Annotated in this window: 19 protein-coding genes; 3 read left to right on the top strand and 16 right to left on the bottom strand. The window is 46.8% G+C overall.

What is annotated here, in order from left to right; all coding sequences use genetic code 11:
• Nucleotides 1–26: 26 nt before the first annotated feature.
• The 13 genes from BUB18_RS14180 to BUB18_RS14240 all read right to left on the bottom strand — a co-directional run bounded on the left by BUB18_RS14180 (nt 27) and on the right by BUB18_RS14240 (nt 15119).
• Complete coding sequence (locus tag BUB18_RS14180) at nt 27–719, bottom strand: SCO family protein (protein ID WP_083550000.1); 693 nt, start codon at nt 717–719, stop codon at nt 27–29.
• A 57-nt stretch (nt 720–776) separates the two neighbouring features.
• A complete protein-coding gene (locus BUB18_RS14185) occupies nt 777–1187 on the bottom strand; it encodes a cytochrome C oxidase subunit IV family protein (RefSeq protein ID WP_073082049.1) in 411 nt (136 codons plus the stop codon).
• Nucleotides 1188–1254: 67 nt separating this feature from the next.
• On the bottom strand, nt 1255–1929 hold the full coding sequence (locus BUB18_RS14190) for a cytochrome c oxidase subunit 3 (protein ID WP_073082052.1): 675 nt from the start codon (nt 1927–1929) through the stop codon (nt 1255–1257).
• Between the two features lie 27 nt (nt 1930–1956).
• A complete protein-coding gene (locus BUB18_RS14195; RefSeq protein WP_245805672.1) occupies nt 1957–2505 on the bottom strand; it encodes a cytochrome c oxidase subunit 3 in 549 nt (182 codons plus the stop codon).
• Between the two features lie 34 nt (nt 2506–2539).
• Nucleotides 2540–3415 carry a heme o synthase gene (cyoE, locus tag BUB18_RS14200; protein WP_245805673.1) on the bottom strand — a complete coding sequence of 292 codons (876 nt, stop codon included), beginning with the start codon at nt 3413–3415 and terminating at the stop codon, nt 2540–2542.
• Between the two features lie 134 nt (nt 3416–3549).
• The gene (locus tag BUB18_RS14205; RefSeq protein WP_073082060.1) at nt 3550–5361 is read right to left on the bottom strand and encodes a cytochrome c oxidase subunit I; all 1812 of its coding nucleotides are present in this window, start codon (nt 5359–5361) and stop codon (nt 3550–3552) included.
• 113 nt (nt 5362–5474) lie between these two features.
• The gene (locus BUB18_RS14210) at nt 5475–6521 is read right to left on the bottom strand and encodes a cytochrome c oxidase subunit II (protein WP_073082063.1); all 1047 of its coding nucleotides are present in this window, start codon (nt 6519–6521) and stop codon (nt 5475–5477) included.
• Between the two features lie 62 nt (nt 6522–6583).
• The gene (locus BUB18_RS14215; RefSeq protein WP_073082066.1) at nt 6584–7789 is read right to left on the bottom strand and encodes a quinol:cytochrome C oxidoreductase; all 1206 of its coding nucleotides are present in this window, start codon (nt 7787–7789) and stop codon (nt 6584–6586) included.
• 48 nt (nt 7790–7837) lie between these two features.
• Nucleotides 7838–8446: a c-type cytochrome gene (locus BUB18_RS14220; protein ID WP_073082069.1), complete on the bottom strand. Its 609-nt coding sequence runs from the start codon at nt 8444–8446 to the stop codon at nt 7838–7840.
• Nucleotides 8447–8527: 81 nt separating this feature from the next.
• Nucleotides 8528–9121, bottom strand: coding sequence for a DUF3341 domain-containing protein (locus BUB18_RS14225; protein ID WP_073082072.1), 594 nt, complete (start codon nt 9119–9121; stop codon nt 8528–8530).
• Nucleotides 9122–9170: 49 nt separating this feature from the next.
• A complete protein-coding gene (gene nrfD / locus BUB18_RS14230) occupies nt 9171–10607 on the bottom strand; it encodes an NrfD/PsrC family molybdoenzyme membrane anchor subunit (protein ID WP_073082075.1) in 1437 nt (478 codons plus the stop codon).
• 111 nt (nt 10608–10718) lie between these two features.
• Nucleotides 10719–13781 (bottom strand): TAT-variant-translocated molybdopterin oxidoreductase, encoded by a 3063-nt coding sequence (locus BUB18_RS14235; RefSeq protein WP_073082078.1) that lies wholly within the window; start codon nt 13779–13781, stop codon nt 10719–10721.
• Nucleotides 13782–13853: 72 nt separating this feature from the next.
• Entirely contained in the window at nt 13854–15119 is a 1266-nt protein-coding gene (locus BUB18_RS14240; RefSeq protein WP_394333096.1) for a c-type cytochrome, read from the bottom strand.
• A 450-nt stretch (nt 15120–15569) separates the two neighbouring features.
• Between BUB18_RS14240 and BUB18_RS14245 the strand changes: the two genes are divergently transcribed.
• The 3 genes from BUB18_RS14245 to BUB18_RS14255 are packed head-to-tail and all read left to right on the top strand — an operon-like array spanning nt 15570 to nt 17634.
• Nucleotides 15570–16319, top strand: a complete 750-nt coding sequence (locus tag BUB18_RS14245) for a copper resistance protein NlpE N-terminal domain-containing protein (protein ID WP_178372143.1) — start codon at nt 15570–15572, stop codon at nt 16317–16319.
• A 39-nt stretch (nt 16320–16358) separates the two neighbouring features.
• Nucleotides 16359–16925, top strand: a complete 567-nt coding sequence (purN, locus tag BUB18_RS14250; protein WP_073082084.1) for a phosphoribosylglycinamide formyltransferase — start codon at nt 16359–16361, stop codon at nt 16923–16925.
• 37 nt (nt 16926–16962) lie between these two features.
• Nucleotides 16963–17634, top strand: coding sequence for a hypothetical protein (locus BUB18_RS14255; RefSeq protein WP_073082087.1), 672 nt, complete (start codon nt 16963–16965; stop codon nt 17632–17634).
• On the opposite strand, the gene BUB18_RS14260 is transcribed toward BUB18_RS14255, so the two are convergent.
• The 3 genes from BUB18_RS14260 to BUB18_RS14270 form a co-directional block, all read right to left on the bottom strand.
• Nucleotides 17631–20084: a TonB-dependent receptor gene (locus BUB18_RS14260; RefSeq protein ID WP_073082090.1), complete on the bottom strand. Its 2454-nt coding sequence runs from the start codon at nt 20082–20084 to the stop codon at nt 17631–17633. The genes BUB18_RS14255 and BUB18_RS14260 overlap by 4 nt on opposite strands.
• A 134-nt stretch (nt 20085–20218) precedes the next feature.
• Nucleotides 20219–21400: a GTP-binding protein gene (locus tag BUB18_RS14265; protein WP_073082093.1), complete on the bottom strand. Its 1182-nt coding sequence runs from the start codon at nt 21398–21400 to the stop codon at nt 20219–20221.
• Nucleotides 21401–21411: 11 nt separating this feature from the next.
• Nucleotides 21412–21822: a MerC domain-containing protein gene (locus BUB18_RS14270; RefSeq protein WP_073082096.1), complete on the bottom strand. Its 411-nt coding sequence runs from the start codon at nt 21820–21822 to the stop codon at nt 21412–21414.
• Nucleotides 21823–21835 lie beyond the last annotated feature (13 nt).

Consider the following 21835-nt stretch of genomic DNA (forward strand, 5'->3'; position numbering starts at 1 on the left):
TATTCACCTTACCTATTTAAGCAATATTATTTTCCGGAGAATAGTCCTTTGAGGAACTTCACGAATCCCGGTCGTTTCTTCTCTTTCGCCAGATGGAGGATAGCCACATCGGTAGCCAGCCTTTTCATGTCCGTAGAGTCGAGCCCATTATAGTATCCGCGAATATGCCTGTCTTTATCGATGAGCACTACTTTTTCGGTGTGAACGAAATCATCCGGGCCGCCGTCGCCTTCTGTAACGGAAACGAAGAAGTCGTGACGGGCAAGGTCATAGATCTCTTTCTTATCACCGGTGAGCAGCCACCAGTTATCGGGATTCACTTTATAGTCGTAGCCGTAGTTACGCAGCTTATCGACAGAATCCCTGACAGGATCAACTGAGAAGGAGAGTATCTGCAGGAGTGAATCATTTTTGATGTATGCACTTTGCAGTAATCTCAGGTTTTTAGTGAGGGTAGGGCAGATGCTTGGGCAGGAGGTGAAGAAGAAATCTACCACCAGGATTTTGCCTTCCATATCTTTCAGACTCACTTTTTCACCCAGCTGATTATACATGGAAAAGTCTCTTATGGTATGGTAAACCGTATCATAAGAGACTTTGCCGTCTGTCATGATAGTATCAACTCGTTCGGGTATAAAGTAACGGGGGATGGGTACAACGTTCTTACCGTAGTGATCTACAATCAGATAACCCGTCAGTGGCACCAAAATCGCCAACATTACTCCTAATAAAGCCCTGCGTGAGATGATCCTATCTATTTAGTGTAATTAATAATATTAGTAGTGTTTTTCGTGACCTTCGGCAGCTGGTGCTTTAGGCGCTTCTACTTTGGTACCCGGAGCGAGATCTTTTCTCATATTTTTCCAGGAGTGGCCTTCATAAAGGAATGCGACAATGAACCAAATGAACAGCAGCAGCGGCATGAGGATGGTCATTACCAGATTCTTGATTTCATGACCGAGGTGCATGAACTCAGCTACGATATAGAACGCTTTGAAGAAGGTCAGAATAACGAAGATTCCGTTCAGGAACATTCTGTTAGGAAAACCGGTTTCCAGGTGTAAGAATGCCAGCCCCACTTCAGCAATTGTGATACCCAACAGGATCCAGAATGTTCTCCAGATCTTTTTTGTGGAAGAGTCGTGGTGAACAGGTTCTATTATTTCTGAGGATTGAGTATGTTCCATTTCTATTTCTGTTAATAAAATTCTTAAATCAATTTCCAGTAGTCAATAAACCTTGTAAGGTGATCTCTTAGAGCAGGTAGAAGCAGGTGAATACGAATACCCAAACCAGATCTACGAAGTGCCAGTAGAGACCTACTTTTTCCACCATTTCGTAGTGACCTCTGTCTTCATAGGTACCTTTCAGTACGTTGATGAGGATTACGATGTTCAGCACTACCCCGGAAGTTACGTGTAAACCGTGGAAACCGGTGATGGTGAAGAAGAAGTTGGTGAAGTTGGTAGAGGCAACAGTACCGTCTACGTTAGCGAAAGGATTACGACCCCACCATGCACCTTCGTGATAGAGGTGAGTCCATTCCCATGCCTGACAGCTGAGGAAGGCGATACCACCGATGATGGTCCAGGTGAGCCATTTAGCTACTGCTTTTTTATCTCTGTGGTGACCAGCGTGAACGGCCAGTACCATTGTTACAGAACTCATGATGAGGATGAAGGTCATCAAACTCACGAACATCAGCGGAAGGTTCGCGTGTCCCATACCAGGGAAGGATTTGAAGACTTCATTCGGATCAGGCCAGGATGGGCTGGAAAACCGGATGGTACCATATGAAATCAACAATGCGCCGAAAGTGAACGCATCTGATAACAGAAAATACCACATCATCAACTTGCCGTAGTTCACATTGAATGGAGAATACCCTCCGGCCCACCATTTTTTCTTCGCTGTAACTGCTGTATCCATTGTTTATTTTATAAAATTTTACAAAGTTTATCTCGCGATACTTAAAAAAACCAACAGGTAAATCCACAGTATATCTACAAAGTGCCAGTAAGTGGCAGCGACTTCAATAGGTACTGCGCTGTAGGAACGGACACGTGTTCTGTAGGCTCTGAAGAACATCACCAGTAAGGCAACTACTCCGCCGAGCACGTGCAGGATGTGCACTCCTACGATAACATAAATAAAGGAAGCGGAAACCGGGCCGCTGAGAGGTAATCCTTCAGATTTCATCTGTGAAAAACCTAACCATTGGCACACTGCAAAAACTACTCCCAGGAACGCGGTAAGCGTGATCAGCTGTTTGTAGCGTTGCATATTCCTTTCCTTGAATTGCTTTAACGCCAGGTGTATGGTCAAGCTGCTGAGTAAAATCACAGCAGTGGAAAGCCAGAAAATATGTGGCAGTTCAAATGCCAGCCAGTTAGCCTGGGATCTCTTCACAACGTACGCACTGGTAAACCCGATGAACATCATGGTAATACTACCCATAGCTATCCACAGAGAATATTTGTGCGGATGTATCTTTTTACGTTGCATGCTCATTGTTTGCATCACTTCCTCCTGTTTCTGATTAATATTTATCCAGCAACTGCACCAGCTGCACAATCGTAAGGTAGATATAAGAGCCGAACATCAGTTTGCGGGCAGCGGGAACGTCGCTCTTGCGATACAGGTTAATAGCCCTGTACAAGAAAAACAATCCGGCTAAGATCGCTACGATGGCGGAAATACGACCCGTGATATGTAACAGATAAGGAGCTACGCCTGCTGGTATTATTAACAGTGTATAGAGCACTGCCTGCAATGCGGTGAATTTATTAGGTTCACCATTGCCTGGTAAGAGTTTAAAACCGGCTCTGGCATAGTCTTTATGTGCGATCCAGGCGATAGCCCAGAAATGCGGGAATTGCCATAAGAACTGGATGGCGAACAGCGACCAGCCGCCTTCTGAAAGGGTGTTGGCGCCAGCAGCCCAGCCGATCAGCAGGGGCATAGCACCCGGAATAGCACCTACCAGTACGGCCAGTGAATTCCATTTCTTCCAGGGAGTGTATACGAAACCGTATAGTACCAGCGACAGCAGGCTTAACCCGGCACTCAGCCAGTTGAAGCTGTAACCCATGATCAGGATACCAGCAACACCGGTGATGATAGCCAGTACGATCGCTTCACCTTCGGTCATACGACCAGCGGGCAGCGGACGTACGGCAGTACGTGCCATGAGCTTGTCCGTTTCCTTTTCCCATATCTGGTTGATGGTATTGGCTGATCCGGAAACCAGTAAACCACCAGCAAATAATAAAAGAACTTTAATAATGTTGAACTCCACCTCGGGCACCAGCAGATAAGCCACCACGGATGAAAACACCACCATGAAGGTGAGATTAAACTTCATTAGCTGAGAGTAATCCTTCACCTTGCTTGCTACTGCATAAGATGTCGACAATTTTATGGAGTTTTCTTGCAACATTTTTTTTCTATCCACGTCCTGAAAGTTAATTCAGGACAAATTTACAAACATCACAGTTAACAGGTTCCGGCAGATAAATTAAATACCTGCCGGCGCCTGTAAAAATATTGTTAGTGAGCTGATTCGTTCGGACCAAGTGGTTCAGTCTGAGGAATGAAGTCTCTACCATCTTTACTGTAGTCATATGCCCAGCGGTGAACTTCCGGAATCTCACCAGGCCAGTTACCGTGACCTGCATGGATTGGAGTAGTCCATTCCAGGGAAGTTGCCTTCCATGGGTTGAGGGTAGTCATTTTTCTACCTTTGAAAATGCTGTAGAAGAAGTTGAACACGAACAGGAGCTGGGTAGCAAATACGATGATTACTACGAAGCTGATGAACTGGTTCAGACCTTCGAACTGGTTAAAGGAAGTCCAGGTAGAATAGTCGAAATATCTTCTAGGCATACCGGCCATACCTTCATAGTGCATTGGCCAGAAGATCAGGTAAGCACCAACCAGGGTAACCCAGAAGTGGATGTAACCGAGGGTGTTATTCATGAATCGGCCATACATTTTAGGGAACCAGTGGTAGATACCGGCAAACATACCGAAGAATGCAGATACACCCATTACGATATGGAAGTGCGCGATTACGAAGTAAGTATCGTGCAGGTGAATATCGATAGAGGAGTTACCCAGCCAGATACCTGTCAGACCACCGGAGATGAATGTGGATACGAAACCGATAGAGAACAGGGAGGCAGGTGTAAACCTGATATTACCTTTCCAGATGGTCGTGATCCAGTTAAACACCTTGATGGCAGAAGGAACCGCGATCAGGAGTGTTAACAGTACGAAGAACGCACCGAGGAATGGATTCAGACCTGTTACGAACATATGGTGTGCCCACACCAGGAAGGCGAGGATACAGATAGCGAACAGGGAACCGATCATCGCCAGGTAACCGAAGATAGGCTTGCGCGAACTAATCGCGAGTACTTCAGATACCATACCCATTGCAGGGAGGATGATGATATATACCTCTGGGTGACCCAGGAACCAGAACAAGTGTTGGTAGAGGATGGCAGAACCACCTTCGTTAGCGAGTGCTTTACCGGCGATGAAGATATCAGACAGGTAGAAGCTGGTGCCTGCGTGACGATCCATGAGCAGCAGGATGAAACCTGACAGTAACACAGGGAAAGACAGTACACCCAGTACAGCGGTAAAGAAGAATGACCAGATTGTCAGTGGCATTTTGGTCATGCTCATACCTTTTGTACGCATGTTGAGGATAGTGGAGATATAGTTCAGACCACCGAGCAGCTGAGATACTACGAACAGCGCCATAGAGGTCAGCCACAGATCCACACCTATTTTAGAACCGATAGAAGCATCACCCAGTGCTGACAGCGGCGGATACATTGTCCAACCACCGGAAGCAGGACCTGTTTGTACAAACAGGGAAGCCATCATTACCAGACTGGCGAGGAAAAAGAACCAGTAGGAGAGGCAGTTCATGAAAGGGGACGCCATGTCGCGGGCACCTACCTGCAGTGGAATAAGCAGGTTAGAGAAGGTACCGGACAAACCGGCGGTTAATACAAAGAATACGAGAATGGTACCGTGCATGGTTACCAGGGCGTAATATGCTTCAGGGGTAATACGACCGCCTTTAGCCCAGTGGCCGAGGATGCTTTCCAGCCAAGGGAAAGTAGCATCCGGATAGCCGAGTTGCAAACGAAACAGTACAGAAAAGAAAGCACCAATGATAGCCCAGATAATACCTGTGATCAGGAATTGTTTGGCAATCATTTTATGGTCCATGCTGAACACATACTTGGATATGAAACTGTCATGGTGCTCATGATCGTGGTGATCATGCGCCCCCGCGCCGTGCATAACCTCCTGTTGACTGTGCAAAGTTGCTTCGTTACTCATAATCGGTTCGGTATTTATTAAACTAACACCCGGGAAGTTTTGTCGTTTGTCAGTTCTTTTTTAATGTTATTAATTGGACTCCGTCAATAAAATCTTCTTCACAAAATTAAGGCTTACTTGATATTGGCAGCCACAGTTTTTGTGCTATCAGCTTTAGCATCAGCTGCTGGAGCAGCAGGTGCTGCGTCAGGGTGAGCCAGGCTGTACTGAGTAGGTTGTTTAGCTACCCATGCATCATATTCTTCCTGTGTTTCTACCACAATCACACCTCTCATGGAGTAGTGACCGGCACCGCACATCTGGTCGCAAGAAATTTCGTAGGTGAAATCCGGATTACCGGTTTTCTCTTTCATCTGCTTGGTAGTGAATTTCGGAGTGAACCAAAGTGTAGTTGGGATACCAGGTACCGCATCCATTTTCAAACGGAACTGAGGCAGACCAACGTCGTGGATAACGTCGCGGGAACCGATTACAAACTTCACCGGCTTACCAACCACCAGGTGAACTTCAGTTGCCTGGAAGTCATCTTTAGACAGTGGATCGTTCCAGTCAACACCAATTTCGTTGGATGCTGCAGGATCGATCAGGTTATTTGCTTTACGACCGAGCTGACCATCTTTACCTGGGTAACGGATCAGCCAGTTGAACTGTTTACCGGTAACTTCCACTACTGCTGCATCTGCAGGAGCATCAGAAGTCAGCTGGAACCAGTGTTTCAGACCGAAAGCCACCAGAACAGTCAGGGCGATTGCCGGAATTACTGTCCAGATTACTTCCAGTTTGTTGTTATGTGGGAAGTAGAAAGCCTTCTGGCCTTCTTTTTCCTGGTATTTGAATGCAAACGCGAAGAGGGCGATTTGGGTAATAACGAATACTACACCAGTGATGGCAAGGGTAACGTAGATGAGGGTATCAACACCTTCACCCTGCACAGAAGCAGATTCGCCCAGGATTTTACCTTTCAGCAAATCGTTACAGTAGTAAACTCCTATAAGCCCCAGCACCAGGAATGCGATCAGCAGGAATCCGTTAATACGGTTGCTCTGCTCGCGAGCTTTCTTTTCTCCCTTCAATATGGACACATATTCGCTCGCCTTCGCAATCTGGAAGATGACTATGAATATGAGAACAACAACTAAGACTGCTAAAAATCCTGACATTGCTATATGAAATAATTAAGTTATCTAATGCTTTTCTTTTATCTGATCTCCTTTCTCACCGATTAGGTGTGGTGAATGATACTTTCCTTCAGGTATGGGTGATTTTTTGGAACCAGTGCTGCTTTTGTAAGCGCATTGGATACCAGGAATATAATCAGACCCACAAAACCCAAGCCTAATCCCAGTTCATACCAAGGGAACACCAGGTGTTTCACGGTAGCAGGGTAAACCATCTGCCAGAAGTCCATCCAGTGACCAGCGATAATTACGAAGGCCATGAAAACAACAGCGGTATAGTTACGTTTAGTATCCCTTTTCATCAGGAACAGTAACGGAGTGATAAAGTTAATCAGCAGGTTCAGGAAGAAAATTGGTCTCCATTCGCCCCAAACGCGCGGCTGGAAGTAAGCAGTTTCTTCAGGCATGTTCGCATACCAGATCAGCATGTACTGGGAGAACCAGAGGTAAGTCCAGAAGATACTGAAGGCGAACATAAATTTACCCAGATCATGCAGGTGCTCTTCCGTCACGTAAGTGAGGTAACCGTGTTTTTTCAGGTATACTACGAACAGTGCGATCAGAGACAGGCCGGATACCCAGGTGCTGGCGAAGGTGTACCAGGAATACATGGTAGAGAACCAGTGAGCATCGATGCTCATCAGCCATAACCATGGAGTGGTAGAACCAACGCTGAGGGTAAATACCACCAGGAATCCACCAGCTACTACGGTATTTCTCCAGAGGATTTTTTTACCGGTAGCAGGTTTCAGATCCCAACCATCTTCTTCGATAGACATATTGCGGAGTTTCAGTGTAAAGAAAATCCACAGGCCCAGGGTGAGGATGGTAGCGATGGTAAAGAATGATTTATTCAGGAAAGGTGATTTCCAGGAAAGGATTTTGTCTTCGTGTACGTGATGCAGGTTAACCCAGTGGTAGATTTCATCTTTACCACCAAACACCAGGATCATTACGATCACAAATAATATCGCAGCCAGTACAGGTACTGCCATTGAAATAGCTTCAGGAACACGGCGGAATGCGATCTGCCAACCACCATGTGCCAGGGTTGTAGCAGCAATAAAGAATGTGCTGGCTAATGTAATCAGCAAAAAGAAGCTGCTGTTCTGCAACAGACCGGCCCAGAAACGTGTGGCGTTCTCACCTTGAAACGCGAATAATCCGATCAATAAAGTCAGCAAGCCCACGCCCATCAAAACGAAGCTGGTCTTTTTTAATCTTGCTGGAACTACAAATTGGTCTTTCATTATCGTATATTAAAATACTAGTTTGAAATCAGTTTAACTCTCTCTTACTTATTTAGCTGTTGCAGCGCTATCAGTTGCAGGTGCTGCGGCGGCTGCAGGAGCAGCAGACGGAGCATTTTTGCTCTTGATATAAGCAGCAATTTTCCAGCGTTGTGCTCTGTCCAGCTGGGAAGCGTAGCTACCCATTGCGTTGAAGCCGTAAGTCATCACGTGGAACAGGCGACCTTCAGAGTACGCTGCTTTAGGACCGGATGCCAGGTTAGCAGGTGCTGCAGGGTAAGGACCTTCTCCGCCTTTATACAGAGGGCCGTTACCGTCCAATGCTGTACCGTGGCAGATACCGCAGTAAATGTTGAATAAACGCTCACCTTCTGCCAGATCAGCTGCTGTGATAGTCAGCGGATTTTTTACCAGATTAGCCAGAGCAGTATCTGATTCTTTCAGATGGTATGGTAATACTTCACCTCTTTTTACTGTTCCTTCCACTGGTTTCATCCCTGACAAACGAGCATTATAAAATTCATACGCACGGGATTCATACATGTCTGGCATATAAATCCTGCCGGGCTTTCTGTTGTGCTCCCCTCTGTTACAAGCTGCCAGGAAAGCTCCAGTTGCCAATGCGGCTACAATCAATATGTTGGAAGTCCTTTTCATCAGAATTTATTTAACTGGCAGTTACTGCTTATTGTGAATACAGTAGGTAGTAACTGCCACTGTCGTTTTTGCTGTTTTTAATTACGCGTTAACCGGTTTAACCTTACGGAGATAAGGTTCATCATCCTTATCGAATCTGCCGAACCACCATCCTGCTTCTGCCTGTTGCTCATTAATATCATGGGCACCTGCAGCCTGGAGGAAGCTTTTCACTTCTTCAGCGTTGGTTTTCTCAGTCAGTTCGATCACCATTACAAACTTATCATCAGTTTGTCTTGGGTGGAAGATGTGTTTCTTAACACCTGGCATGATTTGACACAGCCAGCAGAAAGTCATCACCATACCTACTGCAGCGAAGAGTACTGTTAACTCGAAGGTGATAGGAATAAAAGCTGGTAATGGGAAGTGAGGCTTACCACCGATGTTCAGCGGCCAGTCAACATTAAACACCCAGCTCATGAAAGATAATGCCGTAGTTGTACCGGTGATACCATAGATAAAACCGGCTGTGTGCAGGCTGGATTCCCTCAGGCCCATCGCGTGATCAAGGCCATGCACAGGGAAAGGAGTGTACACATCGTGTAATTTGTAACCAGCTGTACGTACTTTCTTTACCGCTGGGAACAACACTGCCTCATCGTCAAACAACCCTACAACAAAATTTTTAACAGCCATATATTTAAAAATTCAAAGTCTAATAATTAGTTCTGTTTCTGTCTGTCTATTAGTGTGCGTGAGCAACGTCGTGAGCAAATTTCTCAGCGCTTTCTTCTTCGTACACTTCCATTTTCTCTTTAAAGTTCTCACCGGAAGTTTTCAGAACAGATTTGATCTCTGCTACTGCAATTACCGGGAAGTATTTAGCAAACAGGAAGAAGCAGGTGAAGAACAGACCGAATGTACCCATGTAGAAACCGACTTCCGGCCAGGATGGACGATAGTAAGACCAGCTGGATGGCAGGTAGTCGCGATACAGGGAAGTACAGATAATTACAAAACGCTCGAACCACATACCGATGTTTACGATGATAGACATAACGAATGTTACCATTACGTTTCTTCTCATCTTGCGGAACCAGAACACCTGAGGAGTGATTACGTTACATGTCATCATGATCCAGTAAGACCAGCCCAGAGGACCTGCTGCACGGTATTTGAAGAATGTATCGAACTCGTAAGGGTTAGCACCGTACCATGCCATGAAGAGCTCAGTCAGGTAAGCACAACCAACCACAGAACCAGTCAGTACAATTACCTTGTTCATGGCTTCCATGTGACCAATGGTAATGTATTCTTCCAGTTTCAGGATTTTACGTGTGATAATCAGGAGGGTATTTACCATCGCGAAACCAGAGAAGATCGCACCCGCAACGAAGTAAGGAGGGAAGATCGTGGTGTGCCAGCCTGGAATTACAGATGTCGCAAAGTCAAAAGATACGATGGTGTGTACGGAAAGTACCAGTGGAGTGGATAAACCTGCCAGTACCAGTGACAGTGCCTCATGGCGTTGCCAGTGTTTGGTAGAACCAGTCCAGCCGAAAGAGGCGATACCGTATAAATGCTTGCGTAATTTAGTTTTTGCTCTGTCACGGATGGTAGCGAAATCTGGAATCAGACCAGAGTACCAGAACAACAGCGATACCGTGAAGTAAGTGGAGATCGCGAATACGTCCCAGAGGAGCGGTGAGTTAAAGTTAACCCAAACCGGACCGCGGGTGTTAGGGTAAGGCAGGATGAAGAACGCCATCCAAACACGACCCATGTGAATAATAGGGAACTGGCCGGCGCACATTACCGCGAAGATGGTCATCGCTTCTGCTGCACGGTTTACCCCTGTACGCCATCCCTGACGGAACAGCAGGAGGATGGCTGAAATCAGCGTACCGGCGTGACCGATACCTACCCACCATACGAAGTTGGTGATATCCCAACCCCAACCGATGGTCTTGTTCAGATTCCAAACACCGACCCCGAAATAGATCTGCCAAAACACTGAAAATGCGCCGAAGCCCAACAGTGCCAGTGATATAAAAAAGCCTACATACCACAGTTTTCCAGGCTTAGCCTCGATAGGACTAATGATATCTTCCGTTACCTGGTGATAATCCTTAACCCCGTCTACTAAAGGTTCTCTCAGTGTGGATTCGTATTTTAAATGCATATCCTTTAAGCTTTTAGCTGCTAGCTTCTAGCTACTAGCCCTTGTCTTTTGTTATGATCTCAGATTCTGTAACTTCTTTTCTTTTCCTCTTAACGATTTCCTGTTAAGATCTTACGCGTGGTGCGCTTCTTCCTTGTGAGCAGCTTCTTTTTCTGCTTTAGGTTCAGCGTCCTTGTTTCTGATCTTAGCCAGGTAGTTGATAGAAGGTAATGTGTGAGTTTCTTCCAGCACATAGTACATTCTCTCTGTCTGTTCCTCGTTACGGATCTTGTAGATAGCGCTGCTCTTATCATTTACGTTACCGAATACAATTGCATCGGCCGCGCAAGCTTGCTGACATGCTGTTTTAGCTTCGCCATCTTTAACCGGACGACCTTCTTTCTTAGCAGACAGTTTAGCATCCTGCAGACGCTGTACGCAGAAGGAACATTTTTCCATCACACCACGGCTACGAACCACTACATCCGGGTTCAGCACCATGCGTGTCAGGTTATCGTTCATATCTGCCACATCGTACAGGTTGTTTTCGAAGCTGTCCGCACCGTTCCAGTCTCTCCAGTTGAGGCGACGTACTTTGTATGGACAGTTGTTAGCGCAATAACGGGTACCAATGCAACGGTTATACGCCATCTGGTTGATACCTTCGTTGCTGTGGTTGGTAGCACCTACCGGACAAACGTTTTCACAAGGAGCGTTGTCGCAGTGCTGACACAGCATTGGCTGGAATACTACTTCCGGATTGTTTTCGTCACCGGAGAAGTAACGGTCGATGCGGATCCAGTGCATTTCATGCGCCTTACCTACTTCTTCCTTACCTACAACGGAAACGTTATTTTCAGCCTGACAAGCGATGGTACATGCACCACAACCGAAGCAGGTGTTCAGGTCGATGGACATACCCCATTTAATACCAGGATATTCGTAGTTGTGATACAGGGTAGCATCTTTGCGGAAATCTTTACCGAATTTCTGCAGTTCTGCTCTGTCTTCATTTACTTCGTGCGGGTTCTTTTTGAACTCTTCGAGTGTAGTTTCTTTAACGATAGGGCGACCTTCGTAGCTGTTGTGCGTTTGGGTCAGTGCCACATCGTATTTAGCACCGGTAGCTTCCGCTGTCACTTCAGGAGCGAAGAAATCAACAGAGGTACCGTTGAAGCTGGAGAAGATGTAAGCGTTTTTACCGATACCACCTGCTGCTTTACCAGTTTTTTCGCTACGGCCGTAACCTACTGCGATGGCAATTACTTCAGGGTGAATACCAGGAACGATCAGCAGTGGCAGTTCCACTTCTTTACCGTTCGCTTTTATTTTCAGTACTTTTTTACCGAGATTGATTTCGTAGTCATCACCCAGCTGAGTAGAGAAAGTTTTAGCCAGGGTGTTGGAGATACATGCGTAGTTATCCCAGGTAGAACGCGTGATTGGATCAGGCATTTCTTGTAACCATGGGTTGTTGGCGAGGCGGCCGTTACCGATAGCTACTTTTTCGTAGAGTACCAGCTCCAGTTTACCACCTTTCTTAGCGCTGCTGATTTTAGAAGCGGCTCCGGCAACATCACCGGCGAAGGCTGCACCACCGATAGCAGGAGCAGTAGCAGGTTCAATTACACCGTCCTGCAGTGCTTTATCCCATGCTTCGATGCCACCCAGTTTAGCTACCCACTCGTTTCTCAGGTAATCAACCCAAGGAGTGGTGTTACCAGCCCAGGTCAGGAGAGAATCCTGTGCAGCACGTGTTTTGAACAGCGGGCTGATAGTAGGCTGGGTGAAGCTGTAATAACCAGGTTTAGCTTCTGCATCATTCCAGCTTTCGAGGAAGTGATGATCAGGAGCTACATATTTGCAGAGTTCAGTTGTTTCGTCTACGCGGTCGTTGAAGGAAACGGAGAGTTTCACTTTTTTCAGACCTTCAGAGAATTTAGCTGCGTCGAAGTAGTCGTAAGCAGGGTTAGCACCATAAACAATCAGACCGCCGATAGCGCCTGCGTTCATATCGCTTACCAGTTTAGCCATTTCCACGTCGTTACCCTGGCGGTAGTTGCTAGGGTTAGCGAGGTCGATGGTAGTACCGTTAGCACCAATCGCGTTGTTGATGGCGTTAACGATGATCTGTACGTTTACATCGTTGGAACCTGAAACTACCAGTGCTTTACCAGCGTTAGCTTTCAGAGAGGCCGCTGCTTTTTTAACACCTTCAGCTACTTTAGGATCCAGGGTAGGAGCAGTTACGCTGCCACCTACAGCTGCCAGCAGGGCCAGGGCTACAGCACCGGCTTCTGATGGTTTGTGAGTATAACGGTAATCCGCGTTTGCACCGGTAAGGCTCATGGTGCTTTCGAAAGCGAAATGTTTGGACATTTCAGGGTTCTTAGCATTGATCTTACGGGTAGCAGCGAATCCTTTTGCGAATTCAGCAGGGTTTAACCAGGTACCGAGGAAATCGGCGCCAAGGCTCACTACGGTCCAGGCATTTTCGAAGCGGTAGCTTGGAATTACTCTTTTACCGTAGGAAGCTTCGTTTGCAGCCAGCATACCGGAGTAAGAAACTGCATCGTAAACCACATGACGGGAGCCAGGATATTTCGCCAGGAACTCACCTATTACTTTTTTAGAGGTAGGGCTCAGCAGGGTAGAGCTGAGAACTACTACAGGAGCACCTCCCAGGCCTGCCAGCGCACCGGCAACCTGTTTGTCCAGCTCAGTCCAGGTTGTTTCGTTACCGCCGATAGTAGGGAAACGCAGACGAGCCGTATCGTAAAGGCTCAGTACAGCACCCTGTGCTTTAGCAGTGGTAGAACCACCCGTGATGGTAGACAGTGTATTTCCTTCAATTTTGATAGGACGGCCTTCGCGGGTTTTAACCAGCAATGGCAGGAACTCACCATCAATTGTGTAGGAAGAAGCATAATAGTTAGCTACACCCGGAGTGATCTCTTCAGGTTTGTTCACATAAGGTATAGCTTTCTTTATAGGTGTTTCACAGCTGGCTGCGATAGTAGCAGCGGCAGTAGTGAATCCGAGGTATTTAAGGAAGTCCCTGCGAGGGGTAGTAGCATTCAACAGGCTTTCACTCTCAAACGGCAGTTCTTCACTGAATTCGTTCTTCACAATTTCCTGATGCGCTTCGGTATTGTGCAACTCCTCCAAGCCTTTCCAATACTTTTTTTGCTCCATGTTATATTAACGAGTTACGTTTATAAAATTTGATATTCTTCTGATCTGAGATTTAATATCTCCAAATCCATCCTAGTAGTGACATTTTTGACAATCTGTACCACCTACCATTTCAACGGTTACGCTATCGATTTTACCATCTTTAACATCCTGATGGAGTTTTTCGAAGATGCTGTAATAGCTGTTGTCAGCGAACTGCACTTTAGTAGTACGGTGACAGTTGATACACCAGCCCATAGACAGGTCCGCGAACTGATGAACTTCATCCATTTCGGTGATAGCACCATGGCAGGTTTGACACTGTTGCTTACCAGCCACCACGTGTTGGGAGTGGTTGAAGTAAACGTGGTCAGGCAGATTGTGGATTTTAGTCCACTCAATAGGACGGCCAGGCTTGGTATATTTACCAGCTTCAGCATCCCATCCTACGTAATCGTATAATTTGTGAATCTCTGCAGTACCGTCAACTTTCTTGCCTTCAGCTGTAAACAGCTCAGGGCCAGAGTAAGAGTTAATTGACTTGTGGCAGTTCATACAGATGTTTTCGGAAGGAATCATCGCATGCTTGGATTTCTCAGCACCAGCGTGGCAGTACAGACAGTTGATCTGGTTGATGCCAGCGTGTACTTTGTGGCTGTAGAAAATCGGCTGCTCAGGCATATAGTCTTTCTGACGACCCAGGCCGATAGCGCCTTGGATAGTGAAGTAACCACCTACCATGAATAACACCAGGATACCCAGCGCGATGTAAGCTTTGTTTTTGTAGAAAGGAACCGGTTCAGGAGTAGCAACCCCTTCTTTATCACCAGCCAACTTGTTCAGGTTGCTGTTGATTTGCATGAGGATCAGCGCTACCACTGCCAGGATCAGGGTAATAATGCCAAAGAGGAGGCTATTATCGCTTGACTCACCACCAGCACCGGATGTTTGCTCATTTGCGTCACCTGGTTTTTTAGGAGGTTTAGCGGTTTTAATATACTCCAGGATGTTGTCGATATCAGCATCACTGAAAGAGGCAAAAGCCGGCATGGCCTGCTTACCGTAAGAATTGAACAGATCGTTCGCATACTTGTCGCCAGAAGCAATAACTGACGCTGAGTTACGAATCCATTGGTGCAGTAATTTCTTATCTGCCCATCTGCCCTCCACACCTTCAAGTGCAGGACCTGTCACCTTTTTGAAGACATTGTGACATGAGGCGCAATTCTGTTGGAACAGTGCTTTACCAGCGTTAGGATCCGCAGCTTTAACGGAAGAAAACGGAATTACTATACTAGCGCATAGAATAAGCACACTCACAAAATGCTTGCGCAAAAGAATGGAAACACGACGATACACAGCCTATATAGTTTAGATTTGACCTAAAGTTTCTTAAAAGTGCCAGCAAAAATAAGACAGAATGTTGACAATTTACCAACAAATAAAAAAAATAATTGCCGTAAATAATGCCAATTTTTTCCTATTTTCCGAGCCTCAGATACTCCAAAACTCTCGCTGCTGGCTAATTCTACAGTCCCCTGTTACAGATCCTGCCCGATGTTATTAATTTATTAGGGGATTTGACTCTTCTGACTAAACCTCACGCATATATAATATGGTATGAGGTTTCATGGGGTTATAATAATAATATATGCAGATTGGAATTCTATAATAACCCCCTATATCCTGGTTCGCTGTACAATAATATATATAAGCTCCTCCGTCGATTTTTGAACCGGGTACCGTAATTTTACCTTAATAACCTGCCACCTTACCATAATGTTCATTAATACCCTTAAAAAATTACCCATGCGCGGACTACTATTCTTACCCACTCTGGCACTGGCTTTCGCCGCCTGTAATAACAATAACGCTGCCCGGGAACAACAGGACTCTATCAGAATAAATAAGGCTGCCCCCGGACAAACCACAAAACTGGCCGGCACCTACCAGGGTACCCTCCCTTGCGCCGACTGCCCCGGAATTGACTACCAGATCTCCCTGTATGACGACTCCACCTACAGCGAACTGACCGCCTACCAGGGCAGGGGAGAAAATATAGCCACGGTAGAAACAGGTACCTGGCGGGCGATTAACGACTCCATCGCCATGCTGGTGAAGAAAAACGACAGCGTGTCCTTCGTGGCATCCGAACATAAACTTATCTTGCTCGACAAGGCCGGCAAGCGCATCGAAGGCATGCTCGCCAGCAATTATATACTGAAACCCGTAGAAGGAGGAGACCGCCGCACGCTCCTCGCCGATAAAAAAACACAGGGCGTGACCTTCTACGCTAACGGGAACGAACCATTCTGGTCCCTCGAGCTCGACAAAAAGAATATCCGGTTCAAAACAGTGGGGGGCGACAGCATCTACACCCCGCTGCCGGGACTGTCAATCAATACCGACACGCTGAAAGTATATAAAGGCAAGGGGATCACCATTAATATAAGACCTACCACCTGCGCCGATGATATGAGCGGTTACCTGCGCCCCAACACCGTACAATTGGAGGTGGGCGACAAAACATATTCCGGCTGTGGCGAGTTTATTAAATAGCAAGTACTACTTTTGCACCTGGTTTCAAACATCGTAACATTGAAAAATATCGCCATATTCGCCTCAGGCGCAGGAAGCAACGCACAGAAGATAATTGATCACCTGAGAAACTCCACCAAAGGCAAAGTATCTCTGATCGTATGTAATAAACCCGGAGCCGGCGTATTGCAGATAGCCGAAAAAGAAGGTATCCCTTCCATTATTATAGAAAAAGAAGCATTTTTCCGCGGCGACACCTACGTGAAACAGCTACAGGAAAATAATATAGACCTGATTGTGCTGGCGGGGTTCCTCTGGAAAATCCCGGCCAACCTGGTGCAGGCCTTCCCGGACAGGATTATTAATATCCACCCGGCCCTCCTCCCTAAATACGGAGGTAAAGGGATGTACGGCCACTTTGTTCACGAAGCCGTTATTGCCGCCGGAGAAAAAGAAAGTGGTATCACCATCCATTTCGTAAATGAAAAATATGATGATGGCGCACCCATCTTACAGGAACGATGCGTGATCACCTCAGATGATACCCCGGAGACCCTCGCTAAGAAAGTGCAGGTGCTGGAACATCAGTGGTTTCCGCTAATTGTGGAACGATTATTGGAAAAATAAAAGGAGCTCACCAGCTCCTTTCTAACCCTTCAACTGTATGAAAAAGACGCTACTGTTAATATGTCTGTTAGTATCCTCCGTCCTCACTTCCTTTGCTCAGGAAGATAAACGCTTCCACCGGAATACATACCTGAAGGTAAATCCAACCACCCTGATTAATGAACTGGATATTTACCTGGAACAGGAAATATCAGGAAAACTCAGTATCGAACTGGGTATCAGTGGAATCTATACAGATTACCCCGATTACGTACTCACCAAAAAAATCGACTTCGGCCAGAAAAAACCAGATATCAGCACAGAACAATTTGTTGACGGCCGCGGGCTCGGTTTCAGGGCAGGCGTTAAACTGTACCTGATCTCCCGGGAACTTGCTCCTGCACGTGCAGCCGGTACTTACTTTGAACCCATTCTTCTCTATAAAAAAGTATTTTACCCCAATGAAGACGTTACCATTAACGGTACCGGCTATACCAACAACGCCACAAAGGACGTTTACGGCATACAGCTGTTAGTGGGCCGCCAGTTCAGAAAAGACAAACTGATCCTCGATCCGTTTCTCGGTCTGGGCATTCGTGGCAAAGTTTACCAGTACACCACCTTCCACGGCGTGGAAAACAATGGCGTACAGATAAACGATGGCCGACTGGTAAGTGTTTTACCGAGTCTTCATCTGGGTATAAAGATCGGACTGAACCTGGCCCGTTAAAAGGGCACTATCACTTTCATACTTATATTTCTACCCATATTATATATACCTGACCTGCCGTTAGGCGATGCACTGTAGTATTCAAAATACTTCAGCCTGTTAAGGCCGGACTGGTAGGCCTTGTCCAGCAGGTTATCCGCCTGCACATACAATTCAAATAAAGGCTTGTCCTTTTTATTTTCTATGGTAGCCCCTACACCCAGGTTCAACAAGGTATAGCCAGGCGTATAAGTTTCGGTATCATCCACACCATAAAAGCGGGATTGGGCAGCGTATACATCCACACCTCCCCGGATATAGGCTTTGCGGAAGCACTTCCAGTCTGGAACCGTGATTTTTAAGTCAGAACGTATATGCATGGGTGGTATTAGCGGCAAATATTTAGCCGTTGCACCATGCTGATCAATCAGGGCCTTGTTTTTATTCCGGCCCTCCGTATAGGCGATACTGTTATTCCAGCTAAACCATGCCCAGCGGCGGGGATGCAGGTTCACGGTGGCTTCCGCACCAAACAGGCGTGCCTTGGACTGCTGATAACTATAGGTCACATTCCCCGGAACAATCACTACCGGATCGCCGTTGGCATCGTATAGTCGTGCCTGATAGATATAGTTCTGAATATTATTATTGAATAACTCCACACTCAGGTCAAGGTCTGGCAGATAGGCCAGGAAACCAAGATCCTGTTGCAGGCTAAACTCCGGCTCGAAGCTGCGGTTACCCAGGTACACAATATGTGCGCCCGGATCCAGGCCGTTGGAGCCGATCTCCGTGATATTAGGAGCGCGGTAACCGCGGGCGATATTCCCCTTCACTAAAATCCGCTCACTAATATTATAGGTAATACCCAGGCTACCGGAAATACCGGTGTATTGCTTACTGAATGCAGGGAACTGCAGGGTGGCGCCGGTAGTATCGGTAGCATGGTAGCCGAAACCGGTAGTTTTATCCTCCCCTACATAGAAGTCGCTCCAGTGGATAGTCCGCAGGTCGTACCGGATACCGCCGGAGATATCTATCTTCCCAAAAGTTTTCCTGGCAAACAAAAACCCGCCGATATCAAAAAGGTTATAATCAGGAATCGGGAAATCGGTGGCATCCTTACTTTTATTCACCTGGTACATTCCATTTACACCAACTGAAGTTTCTACCCCGGCTATCGCCGGGAGATTGTAGCGCAGATCGTAGTTGAGGGTGTTTAGTACTACGTATAGCCCTGCCTGTGAGGTATACACCGGATGATTATACTCCCGCCGGATACTTTGCTGGTAACCAAGCGTTCCGGTGAGTTCTCCGCCACCCAGTTTGAGCATACTGCGGTTATAGAGGCGATAATGCTGAATGTGCTGATGCAGTGGATTGAGTGTATATGTTTTCAGCTCCGACTCCGGTACCACCGGCCTGTTGCGAATATCATCCTCATCGCCTTCCTTTACCTGGCGGGTAAATTTTCTGGTGAGAGAGTCACGGCTGCCGTCAGGGATTTCCTGCAGGTTATCGTAGAGCGTGGCTCCCCAGTGTGAGTAACCCCATTTTTTGTCCAGGTGGGCTAATGCGGAGAGATTTGATTCCCGGAATGCAGTACCGTATACATATCCGTCTACGGCGTTGCGATAATTATGTGCGGTTCGGATGGTGCCGCGCAAGGCATACTTCCAGTCATTATGCTGCAGCGACAACCCCAGCGAAGATCCTATAAGGCCGTTGTTGGACTGATAGTCCGTGAGAAAGTTCCCTTTCAGCTTTCCCTGTGGCCCTGCCGGCACTTCCGGGATAATGTTAATAACCCCTGCCAGGGCATCGGAACCGTAGGTAAGACTTGCAGGACCTTTCACCACTTCGGCCCGCGATACACCGTACTGGTCAATTTCGATTCCGTGCTCATCGCCCCATTGCTGGCCTTCCTGGCGTAGTCCGTCGTAGAGCGTGAGTACACGGTTGTAGCCTAGTCCACGGATGAAAGGTTTGGAGATGTTGGGGCCGGTGGTAACGGCGCTGATGCCGGGAACGCCCCGCACGATGGCGTCAATCAGGTTGGTATTTACCTGTGAAACCATTTCCTTCTTTCCAATAATGGCAATAGGCACCGGATTTTTGCGGGCAATGGTATTACGTGAAACACCCGTCACCACTACTTCATCCAGTCGGGAAAGGTCTTCTGTCAGCTTGATTTCCGCCAGCGTTTCAATCGTGCCGGCAAAAGTATGCGTAAATGTTTGGGGCTGATATCCCATCATGGAAACGGTTACATCCCATGTTCCCGATTTGATGGCGAGTTTGTAGTTGCCTTCTTTATCGGTAACGGTACCGGTATGAAGGGCAGGTATAGCGATTGTAGCGTATTGCAAAGGTTTTCCGGCAGCAGTAATTTTTCCTTTTACAGTTGCTTGCTGACCAAATGCCAGTACAGTCAATAATTGCAGGTACAGAACAGTAAAAAATCTTTTCATCTTCAGATCATATTATCATTTTTAAAAACAGGGGATTGGATAGTAACAAATATTTAGACTTCCGAAGCTAATTTTTTACAAATCTATATTGAACAATTTAAATGTACTTGAATTATTTTTTAGACCAACCTAAATCAATAGATTAAAAAAGGGTCTTTGAAGGACTCACCCTGTAAGTAGGCCGATATTTCCCGTTCCGTACAGAGGCAGGCTTCCAGCTCATTTTCAATCACTTGCCGGTCCATAAACTGCCCGATGATTACCAATTCATTATACCTGTCTGCAAAACGATTATCCCATCGGTCGGTGATCAGTTGCATGGTTTCCTCGTCTACCTGCCACCGCTGCCGTGGGATCGCACACCACCAGTAACCGGCTTTATCCGCACGCACGGAACCTCCTGCCTGACTCCAGTTTACGGCTACCTGCGGCCGTGAGGCCAGCCAGAAAAGTCCTTTGGAACGGATCACGTTACCAGGCCACTGCTGCTGGATATAATGCCAGAAGCGCTCCGGGTGAAAAGGCTTTCGGCTTCTGAATACGAAAGAAGAGATACCATACTCGAGTGTTTCCGGAGTGTGTTCCGATTCCAGCTCGGCCTGCCAGCCTGCACTTTGGCTGGTGGTTTCAAAGTCGAATCGCCTGGTATCCAGAATTTCCGGCAAGGGTACTTCCCCTTTTATGGTTTGAATAATTTTTGCATTTGCATTTAGCTTGCGAATCATTGCAGAGAGGACGCCTAACTTTTCAGCACTCACGAGATCGCACTTGTTCAGCAGGATCACATCCGCAAACTCTACCTGGTCAGTCAATAAATTCACAATAGTACGGCCGTCATCCTCCTCTGTGAGCCCTTTATCCTGCAAGCGTTCCACGCTGCTGAAGTCGTTCAGAAAATTATATGCATCCACTACCGTTACCATGGTATCCAGGCGACTGACAGCACTCAGATCAATACCATTGGCTTCATCCTGGTAGCAGAATGTTTGTGCCACCGGAATAGGTTCAGAAATGCCGGTGGATTCGATCAGCAGGTAATCAAATTTATTTTCGGCGGCTAATTTTTCCACTTCCTTCAGCAGGTCTTCGCGCAGTGTACAGCAAATGCAGCCGTTGCTTAGTTCTACTAACTTTTCTTCAGTTTTATGCAGCACCTGCTCATTTTTCACCAGTTGCGCATCGATATTTACTTCACTCATATCGTTGACGATCACCGCTACTTTCAGGCCTTCGCGGTTGTGCAACACATGGTTAAGGACAGTAGTTTTCCCTGCGCCGAGGAAGCCACTCAGCACCGTTACCGGTAATTTATTCATATGTAAGTTTTTTAGTTGGCCGTAGCGGCGGATGAAGGAACTTTAGGATGAGTATGACGAATGTTCAACCAATGCGCGGCAACGAGCAATCCCGCACCCAGGGCAATGATCCAACCTTCGTATGCATGAAATAAGGGAATAAAATGACCTGCAACCAGACACACGAAGCCGATCCCGAACAATAGTAATGGCAACACCCAGCGGTGGCGATACCAGAATCCGCGCCCCAATGCCAGGCAACCTGCCAGGAAAGAAACGGAGAGCAGGCAGTACTCCAGCAGGCCATGCCCGGTAAAATGCAGCCCCAGTAATGGGAGCGCCGAAATAAGCAGCGGTAACAGCGCGCAATGTACCGCGCAGAGCACCGAGGTGCCAATGCCCAGCACATCCAGGTTTAACCTGGAAAAAAGTCGGTCTATCATCTCTTAAATTATT

The sequence above is a fragment of the Chitinophaga jiangningensis genome (assembly GCF_900142605.1).
GTDB classification, from domain to species: Bacteria; Bacteroidota; Bacteroidia; order Chitinophagales; family Chitinophagaceae; genus Chitinophaga; species Chitinophaga jiangningensis.

Coding starts and splice junctions, on each gene's coding strand:
- BUB18_RS14215 (WP_073082066.1), bottom strand. CDS start 7,789: ATGAAAGACCAATTTGTAGTTCCAGCAAGATTAAAAAAGACCAGCTTC.
- BUB18_RS14270 (WP_073082096.1), bottom strand. CDS start 21,822: ATGATAGACCGACTTTTTTCCAGGTTAAACCTGGATGTGCTGGGCATT.
- BUB18_RS14255 (WP_073082087.1), top strand. CDS start 16,963: ATGAAAAAGACGCTACTGTTAATATGTCTGTTAGTATCCTCCGTCCTC.
- BUB18_RS14210 (WP_073082063.1), bottom strand. CDS start 6,521: ATGTCAGGATTTTTAGCAGTCTTAGTTGTTGTTCTCATATTCATAGTC.
- BUB18_RS14220 (WP_073082069.1), bottom strand. CDS start 8,446: ATGAAAAGGACTTCCAACATATTGATTGTAGCCGCATTGGCAACTGGA.
- BUB18_RS14195 (WP_245805672.1), bottom strand. CDS start 2,505: ATGCAACGTAAAAAGATACATCCGCACAAATATTCTCTGTGGATAGCT.
- BUB18_RS14245 (WP_178372143.1), top strand. CDS start 15,570: ATGCGCGGACTACTATTCTTACCCACTCTGGCACTGGCTTTCGCCGCC.
- BUB18_RS14205 (WP_073082060.1), bottom strand. CDS start 5,361: ATGAGTAACGAAGCAACTTTGCACAGTCAACAGGAGGTTATGCACGGC.
- BUB18_RS14185 (WP_073082049.1), bottom strand. CDS start 1,187: ATGGAACATACTCAATCCTCAGAAATAATAGAACCTGTTCACCACGAC.
- BUB18_RS14260 (WP_073082090.1), bottom strand. CDS start 20,084: ATGAAAAGATTTTTTACTGTTCTGTACCTGCAATTATTGACTGTACTG.
- nrfD (WP_073082075.1), bottom strand. CDS start 10,607: ATGCATTTAAAATACGAATCCACACTGAGAGAACCTTTAGTAGACGGG.
- BUB18_RS14190 (WP_073082052.1), bottom strand. CDS start 1,929: ATGGATACAGCAGTTACAGCGAAGAAAAAATGGTGGGCCGGAGGGTAT.
- BUB18_RS14225 (WP_073082072.1), bottom strand. CDS start 9,121: ATGGCTGTTAAAAATTTTGTTGTAGGGTTGTTTGACGATGAGGCAGTG.
- BUB18_RS14265 (WP_073082093.1), bottom strand. CDS start 21,400: ATGAATAAATTACCGGTAACGGTGCTGAGTGGCTTCCTCGGCGCAGGG.
- BUB18_RS14235 (WP_073082078.1), bottom strand. CDS start 13,781: ATGGAGCAAAAAAAGTATTGGAAAGGCTTGGAGGAGTTGCACAATACC.
- BUB18_RS14180 (WP_083550000.1), bottom strand. CDS start 719: ATGTTGGCGATTTTGGTGCCACTGACGGGTTATCTGATTGTAGATCAC.